The sequence below is a fragment of the Salinibacterium sp. dk2585 genome (genome assembly GCF_008001035.1).
Taxonomy (GTDB): Bacteria; Actinomycetota; Actinomycetes; order Actinomycetales; family Microbacteriaceae; genus Homoserinimonas.
Genome location: NZ_CP042856.1, coordinates 1,534,700 through 1,552,920, shown reverse-complemented (window position 1 = coordinate 1,552,920; position 18,221 = coordinate 1,534,700). Strand labels below are relative to the sequence as shown.

The window sequence follows — 18,221 nt, the reverse complement described above, 5'->3', positions numbered from 1 at the left end:
GCTTAAGCTGGACTCATGCCAGGCCAAGACGAAGTCTCGATCTTCACGCGAATCATCAACAGGGAGATCCCCGCAGAGATCCTGTTCGAGAGCGACGCGGTCATCGCCATCCGTGACATCGCGCCGCAGGCGCCCGTGCACCTCCTCGTGATTCCCAAGACGCCGAAGTACCGCGACGTCGTCGAGCTGGCGGAGGCCGACCCCAGCCTCCTGGCGGAGATGGTGGCGACCGCGAAGAAGCTGGCAGAGGAGCACTGCGGCGGTGAGTTCCGGCTCGTGTTCAACACCGGCACGGCGGCAGGCCAGACCGTATTCCACGTGCACGCCCACGTTCTCGGGGGCCGCCTGACAGAAGAGACCATTGGTGACTGACGACCCGATAGGAACACCAGCCCCCGTGAAGCGGGAGACCGTCTACGTCGACGGCGTCGCCATGGTGCGGCTGCTGGGCCCCAACGACCGCCTGCTGCGCACGATCGAGGCGCAGCATCCACTCGTCGAGGTGCACGTGAGGGGCAACGAGGTCACCCTCGAAGGCCCCGATGACGACGTGAGGGCTGCGCGATCGCTCGTCGACGAACTGGTAGCCCTCATTCGCGACGACGTCGAGCTCAGCGCGAGCGACGTCACCGAGGCAGCCCGGATCATCGCGGATGACTCGGGCGCACGGGCGTCGGATGTGCTCGGCCAGGTCATCCTCACGAGCCGTGGCAAGAGCATCCGCCCGAAGACCATGGGACAGCGCGCCTACGTTGATGCGATCGATGACCACACGGTCGTCTTCGGGATCGGTCCCGCGGGAACCGGAAAGACCTACCTCGCGATGGCCAAGGCGGTGCAGGCGTTGCAGCGCAAGGAGGTCGAGCGCATCATCCTGACGCGGCCGGCGGTCGAGGCGGGGGAGCGCCTCGGGTTCCTTCCCGGCACCCTCACCGACAAGATCGACCCCTACCTGCGGCCTCTCTACGACGCGCTCAACGAGATGATGGACCCCGAGGTCGTCGTCAAGCTTCTCGCGATCGGCACGATCGAGGTCGCGCCGCTCGCCTACATGCGAGGTCGCACCCTCAACAACTCCTTCGTGATCCTCGACGAGGCGCAGAACACGACGCCCGAGCAGATGAAGATGTTCCTCACACGGCTCGGCTTCGGCTCCAAGATGGTTGTCACGGGCGACATCACGCAGATGGACCTGCCGACGGGCGCGAGCGGTCTCAAGCTTGTGACCCGCGTGCTCGATTCGATCGATGAGATCCACTTCGCGGAGCTCACGAGCGACGACGTCGTGCGTCACAGCCTCGTCGGACGCATCGTCGACGCCTACACGCGCTACGACGCCGAGAAGCAGCGCGATGATTACGAGAGACGGGGGCGCTCCAGGTGAGCATCGAGATCAACAACGAGTCGGTTGTGGAGGTCGACGAGGCCGCGCTGCAGCGGCTCGCGACCTATGCGCTCGACGAGCTTCACGTGCATCCAGACGCGGAACTCTCGATCGTGCTGGTCGACGAGGCAGCCATGGAGCAGCTCCACGTGCAGTGGATGGACGAGCCGGGTCCGACCGACGTGCTCAGCTTCCCCATGGACGAACTGCGGCCCGGTACTGAGGATGCGATCACCCCAGCCGGCCTGCTGGGCGATGTCGTGCTCTGCCCCCAGGTGGCACAGGCACAGGCGGAGACCGCCGGCCACAGCCTCGGCGACGAACTCCTCATGCTGACGACGCACGGCATCCTGCACCTCCTCGGCTTCGACCACGCCGAGCCTGAGGAGGAGCGCGAGATGTTCGGGCTGCAGCGCGACATCCTCGTGGGCTTCACCATGCAGGAGCGTCGACGACGGTGAGCGACGGCCCGAGTGCCACCCCGCCGATGCGGGGAGTGCGCAGGTGACCGCGGCGTTCGTCATTGCGGCCATCCTGCTCATCGCGTTCGGTGGTCTCCTGGCCGCCATAGACTCCGCGCTCGGCGTGCTCTCGCGCAACGACCTGCAAGAGCTCGCCCAGCGCTCGCGCAGCAGAGACGCGATCCTCGCACTTGCAGCGGATGTGGGCGCCCACGTCAACGTCGTCAACTTCGTGCGAGTCGTGGCGGAGACGACCGCGGCCGTGCTCGTCACCATGAGTTTCGCGACGCTCTTCGAGGAGTGGTGGTGGGCCCTCCTGTGCTCCGCGCTCGTCATGATTGTGGCGTCCTTCGTTCTCGTCGGATCGAGCCCGCGCTCGGTCGGGCGGGAGCATGCGGCCCCGATCATCCAGTTGACCGCGGGACTCGTCCACGCGCTTCGGGTGCTGCTCGGACCCCTCGCGGCCGCCCTCGTGGCGGTCGGCAATCGAGTGACCCCCGGCCGGCCGCGCACGGTGACCTTCAGTTCCGAGCAGCAGCTGCTCAGCATGGTTGACGAGGCGACCGAGCTCGAGGTGCTTGAGGAACAGGACCGCGAACTCATCCATTCGATCTTCGAGTTCAACCAGACGGTTGTGCGTGAGGTCATGGTGCCGCGCACCGACATGGTGACGATCGACGGCACAGCAAGCATCGGTGAGGCGCTTGCGCTGTTCTTCGGAAAGGGTGTCTCGCGCATCCCTGTGACCGGTGAGGATATCGACGAGGTGCTCGGTGTGCTCTACCTGCGTGACGTTGCCCGGCTCACTCACGAACAGCCGCGTGGCCACGAGAGTTTGACGGTTGCCGAGGTCGCCCGCCCGGCGCTCTTCGTGCCGGAGTCCAAGAACGTCGATGACCTCCTTCGCCAGATGCAGCTCGAGTCAAACCACCTTGCGATGGTGGTGGATGAGTACGGCGGAATCGCTGGTCTCGTCTCGCTTGAGGATCTCATCGAGGAACTCGTGGGGGATATCTCCGACGAGTACGACCGCACGCTGAGGGACGTCAAGGACCTCGGCGAGGGGCGATACCGTGTCTCGGCACGCCTCGCGGTCGATGAGCTCGGGGAGCTGTTCGGTTTCGACCTCGACGATGACGATGTCGACTCGGTGGGTGGCCTCCTCACCAAGGGACTCGGCCGCATCCCGGAGAGCGGCGACACCGCGAGCGTCTCGGGGCTGCTGCTCACGGCCGACCGCACTGAGGGCAGGCGCCGACGCCTCGCCACGGTCATTGTGGAACGAGACCAGAGCCTCGCACCCGAGGCCGACGACGACGATGAGAGAGAAGACGAGTCATGAATGATGCACCCAAGGAGTCGACCGCCCACCGGGCGGGCTTCGTGACTTTTGTCGGCCGGCCGAATGTCGGGAAGTCGACGCTCACGAACGCGCTCGTCGGCGAGAAGGTCGCGATCACGAGCAGCAAGCCGCAGACGACGAGGCGGGCGATCCGAGGGATCGTCCATCGCGAGCACGGACAGCTCGTGCTCGTGGACACCCCCGGGATGCACCGCCCGCGCACCCTCCTGGGCGAGCGACTCAACTCAGTCGTGCAGGACACGCTGGCCGAGGTCGATGTCATCTGTTTCTGCGTTCCTGCCGACGAGAAGCTGGGCCCGGGCGACCGCTTCATCAACGAGCAACTCGAGGCATACCCGCGCGCACGCCGTGTGGCCCTCGTCACGAAGGTCGACAAGGCCTCCAAGGCGGCCGTTGCGGAGCAGCTCCTTGCGGTGTCGGCCCTCCGTGACTGGGACACGATCATCCCCGTCTCCGCCCTCACGAACGTGCAATTGGACGTGCTCGTCGACGAGCTTGTCGCCCTCATGCCCGAGTCACCGCCGCTCTACCCGGCCGAGTCGGTCACGGAGGAACAGCTCGAAGATCGAATCTCAGAGCTCATCCGTGAAGCCGCCCTCGAGGGTGTGCAGGACGAGCTGCCGCATTCGATTGCCGTCACAGTCGACGACATCATCGAACGCGAGGACAAGGACCTCGTCGAGATCTACGCGAACCTCTTCGTGGAGCGTGACAGCCAGAAGGGCATCATCATCGGACACAAGGGCGAGCGACTACGTGAGGTCGGCGCAGCGGCACGCGCGCAGATCGAACCGCTCGTGGGCTCACCCGTCTACCTGTCGCTGCGGGTCAAGGTTGCCAAGGAGTGGCAGCGCGACCCCAAGCAGCTCGGCCGCCTCGGGTTCTGACCGCGTACATCCTCAGGATGATCTTCGCTCACCCTGGAATGATTGGCCGCCAGCGCGGCCGAGCACCGCGTAGCGTTGGATGATGCTTCGTCGCCTGACCGCTCGCCAACTCACCTTCGATGTGGTGGTGTCGGTGTTCTGCGTGCTCGTGCGCTTGGCCATGACCGTGGAGTTCAACCTCGCAGAGATCACCTTCGTGCTCTGCATGGGCGCGGCGCTCGCAACACGGCGGCTCAGCCCGCCCATCGCGCTGGTGATTGCCTGGCTCGGTGCCGTCGTCCAGATGTTCGGCGGTTTTCCGCCCGACCTCGCGAATCTGTCGATACTCGCGGTCCTCTACGCGACGGCCGCCTACGGTTCCGACAGGGTCAAGTGGCTCGGCCTCATATCCGCTGGTGCCGGGGCCCTCGTCGCGGCGGCATACCTCGTGCTCCTTCCCTCCATGATGAACGGCTGGGAGATGTCGCCCGCATCGATCCCGATCGGCTCGCTCCCCGTGACCGTGTTCGTGTTCGCCTTCACCGTGGGCGCCATGGCCACACTGCTAGGCCTGAGCTGGACGCTGGGGCTCCTCACACGCACTCGGGCGGCCGCCAGAGCCAGCCGGCAAGCGCAGGCGCGTGCCGAGGAGGAGGAGCGCCAGGCCCGGCAGCAGGCCATCGTCGAGCAGGAGCGCAACCGCATCGCCCGCGACATGCATGACGTCGTCGCGCACTCGCTCGCGGTCGTGATCGCCCAGGCCGACGGCGCCCGCTTCGCCCTTCGGGCCGACCCGGATGCCGCCTCCGGGGCGCTCTCGACGATCGCGACCGTCGCGCGCGAGGCACTTGGCGATGTGCGGGTGCTGCTGGAGCAGCTCCGGCACAGCCAGGTCGAGGGGCCGCAGCCGACCCTTGACGACCTGAGGCAGCTCCTCGAGCAGGTGCGTGCATCCGGACTCCCCGTCTCTGATTCGACGATCGGCATTCAGAGGGAGCTCAGCGCGGCGCATCAGATGGCCGTCTACCGAATCGTGCAGGAGGCGCTCACGAATGTGCTCCGTCACGGCGACGCGGGCAGGCCCGTGTCGGTCGTGTTCGACTGGACGGGGCCCGACCTCAGCATCGTCGTCGACAGCGCGACCCACGGCGCGGTTCCTCCCGAGCGCACGCTCGTCGGTCACGGCCTCGCCGGCATGAGGGAACGCGCAACACTGATCGGCGGCACATTCGCGGCGGGCCCACGCGGCGACCGCTTCGTTGTCGAGGCGAGCATCCCCGCGCCCGAACTTTCCAGCCCGCCGCCCACCCACCAGCACGGAGTATCCCTTGGCTGAACCCATCACCGTCGCCCTCGTCGACGACCAGGCATTGTTTCGTGCGGGCATCCGCATGCTCGTTGCCTCGCAACCCGACCTCGAATTCGCGGGCGAGGCCGGCGACGGCAAGCAGGGCGTGGACCTCGTCGCGTCCCGCCAGCCCGACGTGGTGCTGATGGACATCCGGATGCCCGTCATGGACGGCATCGAGGCGACCGCGCAGATCCTGGCCGATGCGGAGCGCCGCGGTGGTGTCGCCCCGAAGATCATCGTGCTGACCACCTTCGACCTCGACGAGGCGGCCACTCGGGCGATCAGGGCGGGAGCGAGCGGCTTCCTCCTGAAGGATGCCGAGCCCGAGTTCCTCCTCGCGGCGATTCGCACGGTGCACTCCGGCAATGCCGTCATCGCGGCATCCGCGACGCGTGAACTCTTTGAGCACTTCGGAGCGGCGCCTGCGCGCAAGGAGCCGGAGGCCTACGGCACGCTCACGGACCGCGAGCGCCAGATCTTCGAGCTTGCAGCACGCGGACTCAGCAATGCGGAGATCGCACGGCAGGAGTTCCTGAGCGAGGCGACCGTCAAGACCCACGTGAGCCGCATCCTCTCCAAGCTTGCCCTGCGAGACCGGGTGCAGCTCGTCGTCTTCGCTTACGAACACGGCCTCGCGACGTAAGCCAGATCATCCTCGCGATGTAGTGCTAGGCGACGAGAGGGCGACGCGCGAGGGGCGACGGTGCTCGTAGCGTCGAAGCCATGTCCTTCATCAACTCCGACGCTGGCCTGGTCGCCCGCGTCTCCGCCGTCAGCAAGTCATATGGTTCCTCGTCGAACCGCGTCACTGCGGTCGATGCGGTGTCGCTTGGAATCCGTTCGGGAGAGTTCACCGCGATTATGGGCCCGAGCGGCTCGGGCAAGTCGACCCTCATGCACATCATGGCGGGGCTCGACACCCCGACGTCTGGCCGCGTCTGGCTGGGTGACACGGAGATCACCTCGCTGAGCGATTCGGAGCTCACGGTGCTGCGCCGCCGCCGTGTCGGCTTCGTGTTCCAGGCCTTCAATCTCGTGCCGACGCTGGACGTCGCAGGCAACATCGAGTTGCCCTTCGAACTCGACGGTCGCCGGCCGGCCGCCGCGGAGCGTCAGCGCATCACGGAGCTCGTGCACGCGCTTGGACTGGGGGACCGGCTCACGCACCGCCCGCACCAACTGTCGGGCGGACAGCAGCAGCGGGTCGCGATCGCGCGAGCCCTCGCGACCAAACCCGACCTCGTCTTCGCCGATGAACCGACCGGCAACCTCGACTCGCGTACAGGGCGTGAGGTGCTCGCGCTGCTCTCCGCCGCCAGTAGCGACTACGGCCAGAGCATCGCGATGGTGACGCACGATCCGATTGCCGCGAGTCACGCTGACCGCATCGTGTTCCTTGCGGACGGCCGCGTCGTGGAGGAACGTGAGCGCTCGACCCCGGAGGAGATCAGCTCGTTCATGCTCGGGATGGAGCGTGCAGCGTGAGAGGGCCACGGCGCGACACGATCGCGAGCATCGTCGTGACGTCGCTGAGCGCGGCGTTCGGTGCTGCCCTCATCCAGGCGACCTCGATCCTGGCCACCGTCATCTCGGCCGACGACATCAGCTCGCGCTCAACTGCGCAACTCGCCCTCGTGTTGGTGGCGGGGGTGTTCATCGTGATCGCCGTCTACGTCGGCTCGATCGTCACGACGAACACCTTCGCCACCATCATCGCGGGCCGCACGCGCACGATCGCACTCATGCGACTCCTTGGTTCATCGGCATCCGCCCAGCGGCGGGCAGTCGCCAAGGAAGGCCTGATCGTCGGACTCATGGGCTCCGCGATCGGTGCGGCCCTGGGCGTGGTGTTGACGGCCGGCGGAATTCGGATCGCCGCCGCATCCGGAGCCGTTCCCGACCTCGACTATGTGCTGGTCGACCCTCTCGTGCTGCTGCCTGTCGTGATGGTCATCGTCTCGACCTGGGCCGCGTCATGGCTTGGGTCGCGGGGCGTCCTCCAGGTCTCGCCGATGCAGGCAACCGGTGCCGCGATCGAGCCTTCGCGTGAGGAGAGTGTGCGTCGTCCCGTGCGCAACGCCTTCGCCGCGGTCCTCTTCTTCGGCGGGCTTGCGGTACTGGGCGCCGGCATCGCCATCGGTCTCGTGAGCCCGCTCGGCTTCCTCGTCGCGTTTCTTGGCGGCATCGCGTCGTTCAGCGGAATCGTGCTGGGTGCGCACCTCGTGCTCCCGCCGCTCCTGCGACTGAGCGGTCGGATGCTCGGGGGCAGTGCCGCGGCCAGGCTCGCCGCCGAGAACGGCATGCGGTATCCGGGACGCAGCGCCCGCACGACGATCGGGCTGGTCATCGGTGTAACGCTCATCACGACGTTCGCAGTGGCGGCGCAGGGCTACCTCGACATGATCGAGTACTCGCAGCAGCAGTCGCCCGATTCCTATGGGGGAGGAGTCGACGAATTGCTGCTCGTGACGGTCGGGATCTTCAGTGCCCTCATCGGCTTCTCTGCCGTGACCGCGGCCTTCGGCATGGTCAACACGCTCTCGCTCAGCGTCCTGCAGCGCTCGCGCGAACTCGGCCTCCTGCGAGCGCTCGGCTTCACGGCACGCCAGGTACGGTCCATGATCATCGCGGAGAGCCTGCAGCTGACCGTGACGGGTGTCGGGTTCGGTGTCGTCCTCGGCGTCGTCTATGGCTGGGCGGGGGCCCAATCCCTCCTGGGTTCCATCGAGGGCAGCCCGGGACTGGTGTGGCCCTCGGTGCCGTGGATGCTCGTGGTGGTGGTCGTCGCCGGAGCCGCGCTCGTGACGCTCGTCACGGCCCAGCTCCCGGCTCGACGGGCTACTCGTGTGAGCCCTGTGGCAGCCCTCACCGTCGATTGAGCTGGGCGTGCGGCCCCTCCGGCTCAGTCGACGGGGCGCAGCTGCGACCTCACGACGGTGACGTCGGCACCGTAGAGCTCGTCGAGTTCCTCTTGAAGGGCGCCGTCGTCGTGGACGACCTCGACGAAGACGTAGCCGTTGTCGAGGTAGGTGGCGAGTACCCCATCTCGTGTGGCGAGTTCCTGTACGACCCGTGCGAGCTCCGCCTCGGGAGTCGTGCCTGCGTTGGCGGGGTCGGTGTAGGGGTCCTCGACCGTGATGGGGTCGTAGAGCGCGAGCATGATCGGGGGCTCCGTGACGGTGAGTCGTTCGCCGTCCCATGTGCCCTGGACGGCGTAGGTGCCCCACGTCGTGCCGCCCTCGGTGGTCGCGCCGTCCACGGAGTCCCAGTCCCAAGCGGCGACCTCTGGGCCACCGCACGACGGCGGATAGATCATCGTGATGGGGCCAAGGCAGATCTCGACCGGACCGTCGTCCTTCTGGATGACGGTGCCCTGGCCGATCACCTCGGCGCCGATCGCGGGTGCGGGAACGTCCATGATGCCTCCGGGGTCGGCGCCATTGCCCGCACACGCGGCCAGGAACAGGCAGGCTGTCGCGGCGAGGATCGCGAAACCAGCGCGTGGGGTCGTGTTCGTCATGCTCAAATTCTCGACATCGCGGGGCCCCCGCGCCACCCAACGTTTTCGGCGTCCTGATCGTCAGCGTTGCGGTTCGGGCAACGTGAGGTGGTGTTACCCTGTTGTTGTGCTGTTCGGTCTGCTTCTCCTTAGCTGCCGCGACGAGTCCTAGTCTCCAGGCCTCCCTCGTCGCGGTGTTTGTCATCGGCTGATCCGAACCGAAGCGAGAGAGAACCAAGACCATGAAGAACATGCAGAAGCCGTCCGCGATGCCGATTCACCGGTACCGCCCCTTCCATGAGCAGATCGTCGTCGACCTGCCAGACCGCACGTGGCCGTCCAAGCGCATCACACAGGCGCCCCGCTGGTGCGCAGTTGACCTCCGCGACGGCAACCAGGCGCTCATCGACCCCATGAGTCCCGAGCGCAAGCGCATCATGTTCGAACTGCTCGTCAAGATGGGCTACAAGGAGATCGAGGTCGGCTTTCCCTCGGCGAGCCAGACGGACTTCGACTTCGTGCGCTCGCTCATCGAAGACGACCTGATTCCCGACGACGTCACGATCCAGGTCCTGACGCAGGCGCGCGAGGCGCTCATCAACCGCACCTACGAGTCGCTCAAGGGTGCGAAGCGCGCGATCGTGCACCTCTACAACTCCACGAGCATCCTGCAGCGAGATGTCGTGTTCCGCACTGACAAGCAGGGCATCATCGACATCGCGCTTGAAGGCGCGCGCCTCTGCAAGGCGGCCGAGCCCATCGCCGAGGGCACCGAGATCTACTACGAGTACTCGCCCGAGAGCTACACGGGCACGGAGCTCGAGTTCGCGGTCGACGTCTGCAACCAGGTGCTCGAGGTGCTTGAGCCGACTCCCGAGCGCAAGGTCATCATCAACCTCCCCGCGACGGTCGAGATGGCGACGCCCAACGTCTATGCCGACTCGATCGAGTGGATGTCTCGGCACCTGAACCACCGCGAGAACGTCATCCTCAGCCTCCACCCGCACAACGACCGCGGCACCGCCGTCGCGGCTGCTGAGCTCGGCTACCTGGCCGGGGGAGACCGCATCGAGGGATGCCTCTTCGGCAATGGCGAGCGCACGGGCAACGTTGACCTGGTCGCGCTCGGCATCAACATGTTCACGCAGGGGGTCGACCCCCAGATCGACTTCAGCAACCTCGACGAGATCAAGCGCACAGCAGAGTACTGCAACCAGCTGCCCGTGCCGGAGCGCAGTCCCTGGGCCGGCGACCTCGTCTACACGGCCTTCAGCGGATCGCACCAGGACGCCATCAAGAAGGGCTTCGAGGCCATGGAGGCGCGGGCGGCCGCGCAGGGCGTCTCGGTCGACGACCTCGAGTGGGCTGTTCCGTATCTCCCTGTCGACCCGAAGGACCTTGGCCGCAATTACGAGGCGGTCATCCGGGTCAATTCGCAGTCGGGTAAGGGCGGCGTCGCCTACCTGCTGAAGTCCGACCACGCGCTGGACCTGCCCCGCAAGCTGCAGATCGAGTTCTCGGGCGTCGTGCAGGCGAAGACGGATGCCGAGGGTGGCGAGGTGACGAGCGACGAGATCTGGACGATCTTCAGTGACGAGTACCTGCCGGCGGCGGAACGCGAGCAGAAGTGGGGGCGCTTCGAGATCCGGCAGACCCGCACCGCCAGCAACCTCGATGGCCAGGTCGACCTCTCCGTGAACCTCCGGGTCGACGATGAGGATCGCGAGGTGCACGCGACGGGCAATGGGCCTATCGCGGCGTTCCTCAACATCCTGCGCGATCGTGGCGGCATCGACGTCTCGCTCTACGACTACCAGGAGCACGCGATGAGCGCCGGCGGCGACGCCCACGCGGCGGCCTACGTCGAGCTCAACGTCAACGGCCGGGTGCTCTGGGGCGTCGGCATCGACGCAGACATCTCGACGGCATCCCTCAAGGCGGTCGTCTCGGCGGTCAACCGTGCGGTGCGCCTGGATTCGGTCGCACCGGCGGCGGTGGCTCAGGTCGGCTGACAGGCCGCAGGTGAGCTGGCCGGGCGGGGTCGGGGATACTTGACGGATGCCCCTCTACCGCGATGAGGTCGTCGTCCTCCGCACCCACAAGCTGGGTGAGGCCGACCGTATCGTCACGATGCTGAGCCGCCAACACGGCAAGATTCGGGCGGTTGCGAAGGGTGTGCGGCGCACGGCGTCGAAGTTCGGTGCCCGCCTCGAGCCGTTCATGGTGGCCGACGCCCAGTTCTTCGAGGGCCGCACGCTGGACGTCGTGACGCAGGCGGTCTCGATCGGGGCATACGGCTCCGCCATCACGGCCGATTACGGCGCGTACACGGCGGCGAGCGCCATGGTGGAGACTGCTGACAAGCTCACGGAGGACGAGGGCAGCCTGCAGCAGTACCTCCTGCTCGTGGGCGCGCTTCGTTCCCTCGCGCGGCGCGAGCACGGCCCCAGCCTGACCCTCGACTCCTACCTGCTGCGTTCCCTTGCCATCGCCGGCTGGTCGCCGAGTTTCTACGACTGCGCCATGACGGGGGCCCCTGGTCCCCACTCGGCGTTCGTGGTGCAGTTGGGTGGTGTCGTGAGCGATGAGGTCGCCCCTCCCGGCTCCCCGAGGCTGGATGCGGCGACCCTGCGACTGCTCGGCGCGCTCCTGTCGGGCGACTGGGCGGTGGCCGAGGAGGCTGACGAGCGCACCCGCTCGCAGGCCAGCGGGGTCGTGGCCGCCTACGCCCAGTTCCACATGGAGCGCAGGCTGCGATCCCTCGAACACGTCGATCGCAGCGCGCGCGCCGCGCAGAAGGAGGAGTCAGCCCCGTGAGTCCCGTGCGTAAGACACATCCCGACGCGGTCGATTTCAAGCCGCTCGACTGGACCGGCCTGACACCGCCGAAGCTCCCACGAGGTGCCGTGCCGGAGCACGTCGCGGTCGTCATGGATGGCAACGGGCGCTGGGCGAACTCGCGCGGCTTGACCAGGGTCGAGGGTCACCGGGCAGGGGAGGCCGCCCTGCTCGACGTCGTCGCGGGTGCGATCCAGATCGGCGTCAAGCACCTGAGTGTCTATGCCTTCTCGACCGAGAACTGGAAGCGCTCGCCCGACGAGGTGCGCTTTCTCATGGGCTTCAACCGCGAGGTGCTCCACCGCCGCAGGGACCAACTCAACGAGTGGGGGGTGCGCGTTCGGTGGGCCGGGCGCCGCCCGCGGCTGTGGGCATCCGTCATCAAGGAGTTGCAGTTCGCGGAACGCCTGACGGCGAGCAACAGCACCCTCACGCTGACGATGTGTGTCAACTATGGCGGCCGCAACGAGCTCACGGATGCGGTGCGCGACATTGCCTCGGAGGTAGCGGCCGGGCGGCTGAGCCCGGCGGGAATCAGCGAGAAGACGATCCAACGCCACCTCTACACGCCCGAGATGCCCGATGTCGACCTCTTCGTTCGCTCGTCGGGGGAGCAGCGCACGAGCAACTTCCTGCTCTGGCAGAGCGCCTATGCCGAGATGGTGTTCCTTGACACACTCTGGCCGGACTTCTCACGCACGGACCTGTGGCACGCGATCGAGTTGTATGCCCAGCGCAACCGCCGTTTCGGGGGCGCGGTCGATTCTCCGACCGCCTGAGGTGCGCGCGTAGCATCCTGCGAGCGAGTTTGGGTCATCGACACCCTAAGCGCTATCATGTGTTCTGGTCTGAGTGACCTTTACTAAACCTGATAGGAACGGCGGAGGATGGCCGAAAGCCCGACGCACGGCGAGGTCGACCTTGCCGTCTCGACCGTCATCTTCGCGCTGCGGCCAGGCCGCGACGGGGGCGCCCCGACGCTCTGGATTCCTCTTGTGCGGCGCATCCGCGAGCCCTACGTGGGTCGCTGGGCGCTCCCGGGTGGCCGCCTCCAGGCGGCTGAGTCCCTCGCGGAGGCAGCCCGCCGCCACCTCAAGGACACGATCGACCTCGAGCCGAAGTACCTCGAGCAGCTGTATGCCTTCGGCGATCCCGAGCGCTCACCGGGCGAGCGTGTCGTCTCGATCGTCTATTGGGCGCTTGTGCACGCCGAGCAGGCCGACCGCGTCACCGAGGGTGAGAACGTCCGTTGGTTCATGGCTGACGAACTGCCTGAGCTCGCCTTCGACCACAACGTCATCGTCGAGTATGCGCTCTGGCGGCTGCGGAACAAGGTCGAGTACAGCCGTATCGCGCACGCGCTCCTCGGCGAGACCTTCACCCTTAGCCAGCTGAGGGGTGTGCACGAAGCCATCCTTCGCAAGCCCCTGGACCCGGCCAACTTCCGGCGACAGATCGAGGCGACGGGCGCGCTCGTCGCCACGACCGCCGTTGTGACGGGTGGTCGACACCGCCCACCCCGCCTCTACCGCTACAACGACGCGATCGACATGGCCGACAACGGCCCCCTCGGGCCGCGCGCCACCTGACCCGCTCACTTCCCGACACCCCGAAAAGCGCACCAGCCACCAGGAGCATCCCGTGACCTCGGTCGATATGACGATCCAGAGCTTCCGCCTCACGCCCACCGCAACGGCCCGCTCGGCCGACACGTTCTGCACGCCAGACCTCGCCGAGGCGCCCTGGAACTTCGACGCCGTGCCGGGATACGGCCCGGGCTCGTCGATGACTGATGTGATCCCCGCCGGTGCACCACGGCAGGGGGCCCTCCCGGAGCAGTACCGCACGGCGAGCGCAGACGAGCTCGACGCCCGCATCCGCACTGCCAAGGGTGCCCTCGGTGAGCGTCTCGTCATCCTCGGCCACCATTACCAACGCGACGAGATCATCCAGTACGCCGACTTCGTCGGCGACTCCTTCCAGCTCGCGAATGCCGCGCAGTCGAAGCCTGAGGCGCAGCACATTGTCTTCTGCGGCGTTCACTTCATGGCCGAGACCGCCGACATCCTCGCGCAGCCTGGCCAGTCGGTGCTGCTCCCGAATCTCGCCGCCGGATGCTCCATGGCCGACATGGCCGACATCGACTCCGTCCAGGCGTGCTGGGAACAACTCGAGGCGCTCTACGGCACGGAACCGGATGCGAGCGGCCGGGTGCCCGTCATCCCCGTCACCTACATGAACTCCTCGGCGGCGCTCAAGGGATTCTGCGGCCAGCACGGCGGCATCGTCTGCACCTCGAGCAACGCCGAAACCGTGCTGGAGTGGGCTTTCGAGCGCGGGCAGAGGGTGCTGTTCTTCCCCGACCAGCACCTCGGCCGCAACACCGCCAAGGCGATGGGGGTGCCGGTCGAGCGGATGCCCATGTGGAACCCGCGTAAGCCGCTGGGTGGCAACACCCCCGCAGGCCTGCTCGACGCCCGCGTGCTGCTGTGGCACGGGTTCTGCTCCGTGCACAAGCGCTTCACGACGGCGCAGATCGACAAGGCCCGCGCCGAGCGCCCCGGGGTGCGCGTCATCGTGCATCCCGAATGCCCCATGCCGGTCGTCGACGCCGCCGACGAGGCCGGGTCGACCGACTACATCCAGAAGGCGGTCGCAGCAGCGACGGAACCGACGACCTTCGCGATCGGCACCGAGATCAACATGGTGTCGCGGCTCGCGGCCGAGCATCCGCAGCACGAGATCTTCTGCCTCGATCCCGTGATCTGCCCGTGCTCGACCATGTACCGCATCCACCCCGGCTACCTCGCCTGGGTGCTCGAGGCCCTCGTGCGCGGCGAGGTGCTCAACCAGATCACGGTCTCGCAACACGTCGCCGAGACCGCCAAGATCGCCCTCGAGCGGATGCTCGCGGCCAAGCCGAAGGGCTGACGATGGCCGAGCGCGTGGTCGTCGTCGGGTCCGGGGCGGCCGGGCTGACGGCGGCACTCACCGCAGCGCAAGCCGGGCACGACGTCATGCTCCTGACCAAGGGCACCCTCGGCGAGAGCAACAGCCTCTACGCCCAGGGTGGCGTCGCGGCGGCGTTGTTCGACGACGACAGTGTCGAGGCCCACATCGCGGACACGCTCGCGGCCGGGGCCGGACTCTCAGACCCCGTGTCCGTGCGCGTCCTGTGCCAGGACGGCCCCGCGCGGATCCACGAGCTGATTGCGCTGGGCGCGGAGTTCGACCGGTGCCCCGATGGGCGGCTCGCGCGCGGCCTCGAGGCGGCGCACTCGGTTCCGCGCGTGGTCCACGCGGGCGGGGATGCGACTGGCCGCGCCATCATCGCCACGCTCGTGCGCGCCACACTGACGTCCCGCATCACCGTCTGGGAGCACTGCTTCGCCCGGGACCTGGTCATCGGGAACGGCTCGGTCACGGGCATCCGGATCATCCGCGACGGCCGCGAGCACGTGATTGCCGCGTCCGCCGTCATCATTGCGAGTGGTGGTGCCGGCCAGCTCTACCGCCACAGCACCAATCCGCTCGGCGCGACGGGGGACGGCGTCGCGATGGCGCTCCGCGCGGGTGTGCGGCTCATCGACGCCGAGTTCGTGCAGTTCCATCCCACAACGCTCGCTGTACCGGGCACCCCGCTCATCTCCGAAGCGGTGCGTGGAGAGGGCGCGGTGCTCCTCGATGCCCGCGGCGAACGCTTCATGATGCGGGAACACCCAGATGCCGAACTCGCCCCGCGCGATGTCGTCGCGAGGGCAATCGCACGCCAGATGCAGTTGCAGGGAGACGTGCCCGTGCTTCTCGACGCTCGCGCTCTCGGCGACGGCGTCCTGCGCCGGCGTTTCCCCGGTTTCGTGGCGCTGGCGGCAGCACACGGCTTCAACCCGAGCGAGGTGCCCGTGCCCGTAACCCCCGCCGCGCACTACTGGATGGGCGGCATCGAGGTCGACGATGATGGCCGAACGGCCGTTCGCGGGCTCTATGCCGTCGGCGAGGCGGCGTGCACGCGTGCCCATGGCGCCAACCGGCTCGCTTCCAATTCACTCCTCGAGGCACTCGTCACGGGCCACCGCGCGGCACTCGCCCTGGAACAGGCCACACCCGCGGCGCTTCCGGGCGCGCGCGCAAGGCCCACCGACGGCCACCGGGCTATCACGCGCGGCAAATTGCAGCAGGTCATGTGGCAGTGGGTCGGGCTGCACCGCGACGCGGCCGGGCTCGCGACCGCGGGGGCGGTCCTCGCGGAGGCCCGCGTGCAGGTCAGCGCCGAGCACCGCGTCGCTGACCTCGAGACCGCAAACCTGCTCCAGCTCGCGCGAGAAGTCGTGGCCGCAGCATCCGCCCGCACCGAATCCATCGGGGCACACCACCGGAGCGACGCTGATATGTCGTCGCGCCAACCCGAACGAGAGGTTTCCATCGCATGCTGACGCGATCCGCAATCGAAGCAGTAGTCCTGCCTGCCCTCGCGGAGGATGCGCCGTGGGGCGACGTGACGAGCGAGACGATTTTGCCCGCTGGCAGCAGGGCCGCTGCGGTGCTCGCTGCGCGTGAGGCCGGGGTGCTGTCGGGGATGGCAGTGTTCACGGCAGCGATGCTGGCGTGCGACCCGGATGCGCAGGTTGACGAGCTGCTGGTCGACGGTGAGCGCTTCGAGGCCGGCATGCCCCTCGCTCGCGTCACGGGAGACGCCCGCGGCATCCTGCGCGCCGAACGGGTGGCCCTCAACCTCGTGCAGCGGATGAGCGGCATCGCGACCGAGACGGCCCGTTATGTCGAGGCCGTCGCCGGCACGTCCGCCCGTATCGCGGACACACGCAAGACGACCCCGGGCCTTCGCGTTCTGGAACGCCACGCCGTGCGGTGTGGCGGTGGCAGCAACCACCGCTTCTCGCTCTCCGATGCGGTGCTCGCGAAAGACAATCACCTCGCGGTGCTCACGGCCGGCGGGCGGGACCTCACCGAGGCGCTCCGCGACGCACGCGCCAGGCTCGGCCACACGGTGCACTTCGAGGTCGAGGTCGACCGCATCGACCAGATCGAACCCGTGCTCGCGGCAGGCGTCGACGCGATCCTGCTCGACAACTTCACACTCGAGCAGCTGCGCGAGGGCGTGCGGCTCGTCGCGGGCCGCGCGGTCGTCGACGCCAGCGGGGGAGTGACCCTCGAGACGGTCGCCGACATCGCCCGCACGGGTGTCGACGTGATCTCGGTAGGTGCCATCACCCACAGTGTGGGTGCGCTCGACCTGGGCCTCGACATCGAGCTGGACTGACACGATGCCGTACCTGGACGTCGCCGCCACCGCCCCCGTGCGCCGAGAGGTGCTCGAGGCGATGACCCCCTTCCTGACGACCGAGTTCGGCAATCCCTCGAGCCACCACGAGCTCGGTGAGCGCGCGGCATCCGCCCTCGAATGGGCCCGCACCCGCGTCGCCTCGGTACTCGGTTGCCGCCCCGGTGAGATCGTGTTCACGAGCGGCGGCACGGAATCGAATAACCTCGCGATCAAGGGCATCTCGCTCGCAAACCCTCGCGGGCGCCACATCGTGACGACGGCCATCGAGCATCCCTCCGTGCTCGAGTCCTGCGCCTACCTCGAGCGGTTCCACGGCTTCACGGTCGAGCACGTTCCTGTCGATGGCGACGGTCTCGTCGACCCTCTCGCGCTCGAGCGGATGCTGCGTCCCGACACCACGCTCGTGAGCGTCATGCTTGCCAACAACGAGGTCGGAACGGTGCAGCCTCTCGCAGAGATCGGTGCCACGACGCGCGCGGCAGGCGTTCCATTGCACTCGGATGCCGTCCAGGCCGCCGGCTGGCTTGACCTGCGGCTCAGGGGTGCGGGAGGCGAGGGTGGCCTGCCCGTCGAGGCGCTGACACTCGCCGGGCACAAGCTCGGCGCTCCCAAGGGAGTGGGCGCGCTCTTCGTGGGCGGGCGCATCCCGCTCGAGCCGCTCGTGCACGGGGGAGGCCAGGAGGCTGGGCGTCGCTCCGGCACGGAGAATGTCGCGGGGGCGGTCGGTCTCGCGACGGCGCTCACGCTCGCCGAAGCGGAGCGCGCGTCCCGGGCCGAGGAGGCACGCGAGTCGCGGGATGTCTTCATTGCGACGATCCTCTCGGCGCTTCCCGGCGCCCGTCTCACGGGGCACGCTGAGGCGCGGCTGCCTGGCAACGCGTCGTTCTGCTTCGAGGGAACCAGCGGCGAGGCCGTACTCCTCGAGCTGGAGCGACGCGGCATCGTCTGCTCGAGCGGCTCGGCATGCGCGGCAGGCAGCGACGAGCCGTCGCCCGTCCTGCTTGCCCTCGGGATCGATCCGACCGTGGCGCAGACGGCGGTGCGCTTCACCTTCGCGGCGACGACGCCGCGCCCGCACCTGCTCGCGGCTGCTGAATCCGTCATCGAGTCCGTGCGCATCGTGCAGGGGATCGCCTCAAGATAGACGTCGCGCGCAA

The 18,221-nt window shown here is 67.7% G+C and carries 18 protein-coding genes; 17 read left to right on the top strand and 1 reads right to left on the bottom strand.

Going from position 1 to position 18,221, the window contains the following annotated elements:
- Positions 1–15 precede the first annotated feature (15 nt).
- The 9 genes from FVA74_RS07275 to FVA74_RS07235 all read left to right on the top strand — a co-directional run bounded on the left by FVA74_RS07275 (position 16) and on the right by FVA74_RS07235 (position 8,304).
- Positions 16–372 carry a histidine triad nucleotide-binding protein gene (locus FVA74_RS07275; protein ID WP_147721397.1) on the top strand — a complete coding sequence of 119 codons (357 nt, stop codon included), beginning with the start codon at positions 16–18 and terminating at the stop codon, positions 370–372.
- 61 nt (positions 373–433) lie between these two features.
- Entirely contained in the window at positions 434–1,384 is a 951-nt protein-coding gene (locus FVA74_RS07270; RefSeq protein WP_147723113.1) for a PhoH family protein, read from the top strand.
- Entirely contained in the window at positions 1,381–1,845 is a 465-nt protein-coding gene (gene ybeY / locus FVA74_RS07265; RefSeq protein WP_147721396.1) for an rRNA maturation RNase YbeY, read from the top strand. The genes FVA74_RS07270 and ybeY overlap by 4 nt, the downstream gene beginning before the upstream one ends.
- A gap of 43 nt (positions 1,846–1,888) precedes the next feature.
- A complete protein-coding gene (locus tag FVA74_RS07260) occupies positions 1,889–3,187 on the top strand; it encodes a hemolysin family protein (RefSeq protein ID WP_147721395.1) in 1,299 nt (432 codons plus the stop codon).
- Positions 3,184–4,095 (top strand): GTPase Era, encoded by a 912-nt coding sequence (gene era / locus FVA74_RS07255; protein ID WP_147721394.1) that lies wholly within the window; start codon positions 3,184–3,186, stop codon positions 4,093–4,095. The genes FVA74_RS07260 and era overlap by 4 nt, the downstream gene beginning before the upstream one ends.
- Before the next feature lie 82 nt (positions 4,096–4,177).
- Positions 4,178–5,410, top strand: coding sequence for a sensor histidine kinase (locus tag FVA74_RS07250; protein WP_147721393.1), 1,233 nt, complete (start codon positions 4,178–4,180; stop codon positions 5,408–5,410).
- Entirely contained in the window at positions 5,403–6,068 is a 666-nt protein-coding gene (locus tag FVA74_RS07245; protein WP_255471451.1) for a response regulator transcription factor, read from the top strand. The genes FVA74_RS07250 and FVA74_RS07245 overlap by 8 nt, the downstream gene beginning before the upstream one ends.
- An 80-nt stretch (positions 6,069–6,148) precedes the next feature.
- Positions 6,149–6,910, top strand: a complete 762-nt coding sequence (locus FVA74_RS07240; RefSeq protein WP_147721392.1) for an ABC transporter ATP-binding protein — start codon at positions 6,149–6,151, stop codon at positions 6,908–6,910.
- Complete coding sequence (locus FVA74_RS07235) at positions 6,907–8,304, top strand: FtsX-like permease family protein (protein WP_147721391.1); 1,398 nt, start codon at positions 6,907–6,909, stop codon at positions 8,302–8,304. The genes FVA74_RS07240 and FVA74_RS07235 overlap by 4 nt, the downstream gene beginning before the upstream one ends.
- A 23-nt stretch (positions 8,305–8,327) precedes the next feature.
- Here FVA74_RS07235 and FVA74_RS07230 read toward each other — a convergent pair whose 3' ends face one another.
- The gene (locus FVA74_RS07230; RefSeq protein WP_147721390.1) at positions 8,328–8,945 is read right to left on the bottom strand and encodes a hypothetical protein; all 618 of its coding nucleotides are present in this window, start codon (positions 8,943–8,945) and stop codon (positions 8,328–8,330) included.
- A gap of 221 nt (positions 8,946–9,166) precedes the next feature.
- On the opposite strand from FVA74_RS07230, the gene leuA reads away from it, so the two are divergent.
- From leuA to FVA74_RS07190, 8 genes are all read left to right on the top strand, one after another.
- Positions 9,167–10,936 (top strand): 2-isopropylmalate synthase, encoded by a 1,770-nt coding sequence (leuA, locus tag FVA74_RS07225; RefSeq protein ID WP_147721389.1) that lies wholly within the window; start codon positions 9,167–9,169, stop codon positions 10,934–10,936.
- Positions 10,937–10,982: 46 nt separating this feature from the next.
- Positions 10,983–11,741, top strand: coding sequence for a DNA repair protein RecO (gene recO, locus FVA74_RS07220; RefSeq protein WP_147721388.1), 759 nt, complete (start codon positions 10,983–10,985; stop codon positions 11,739–11,741).
- Complete coding sequence (locus FVA74_RS07215) at positions 11,738–12,541, top strand: isoprenyl transferase (RefSeq protein WP_147721387.1); 804 nt, start codon at positions 11,738–11,740, stop codon at positions 12,539–12,541. Before recO ends, FVA74_RS07215 begins: the two co-directional genes overlap by 4 nt.
- Before the next feature lie 108 nt (positions 12,542–12,649).
- A complete protein-coding gene (locus tag FVA74_RS07210; protein WP_147721386.1) occupies positions 12,650–13,351 on the top strand; it encodes an NUDIX domain-containing protein in 702 nt (233 codons plus the stop codon).
- Positions 13,352–13,418: 67 nt separating this feature from the next.
- A complete protein-coding gene (nadA, locus tag FVA74_RS07205; protein ID WP_147723111.1) occupies positions 13,419–14,693 on the top strand; it encodes a quinolinate synthase NadA in 1,275 nt (424 codons plus the stop codon).
- Between the two features lie 2 nt (positions 14,694–14,695).
- On the top strand, positions 14,696–16,195 hold the full coding sequence (gene nadB, locus FVA74_RS07200; protein ID WP_147721385.1) for an L-aspartate oxidase: 1,500 nt from the start codon (positions 14,696–14,698) through the stop codon (positions 16,193–16,195).
- Positions 16,189–17,040, top strand: coding sequence for a carboxylating nicotinate-nucleotide diphosphorylase (gene nadC, locus FVA74_RS07195; protein ID WP_147721384.1), 852 nt, complete (start codon positions 16,189–16,191; stop codon positions 17,038–17,040). Before nadB ends, nadC begins: the two co-directional genes overlap by 7 nt.
- Before the next feature lie 4 nt (positions 17,041–17,044).
- On the top strand, positions 17,045–18,208 hold the full coding sequence (locus FVA74_RS07190; protein WP_147721383.1) for a cysteine desulfurase family protein: 1,164 nt from the start codon (positions 17,045–17,047) through the stop codon (positions 18,206–18,208).
- The last annotated feature ends 13 nt before the right edge of the window (positions 18,209–18,221 follow it).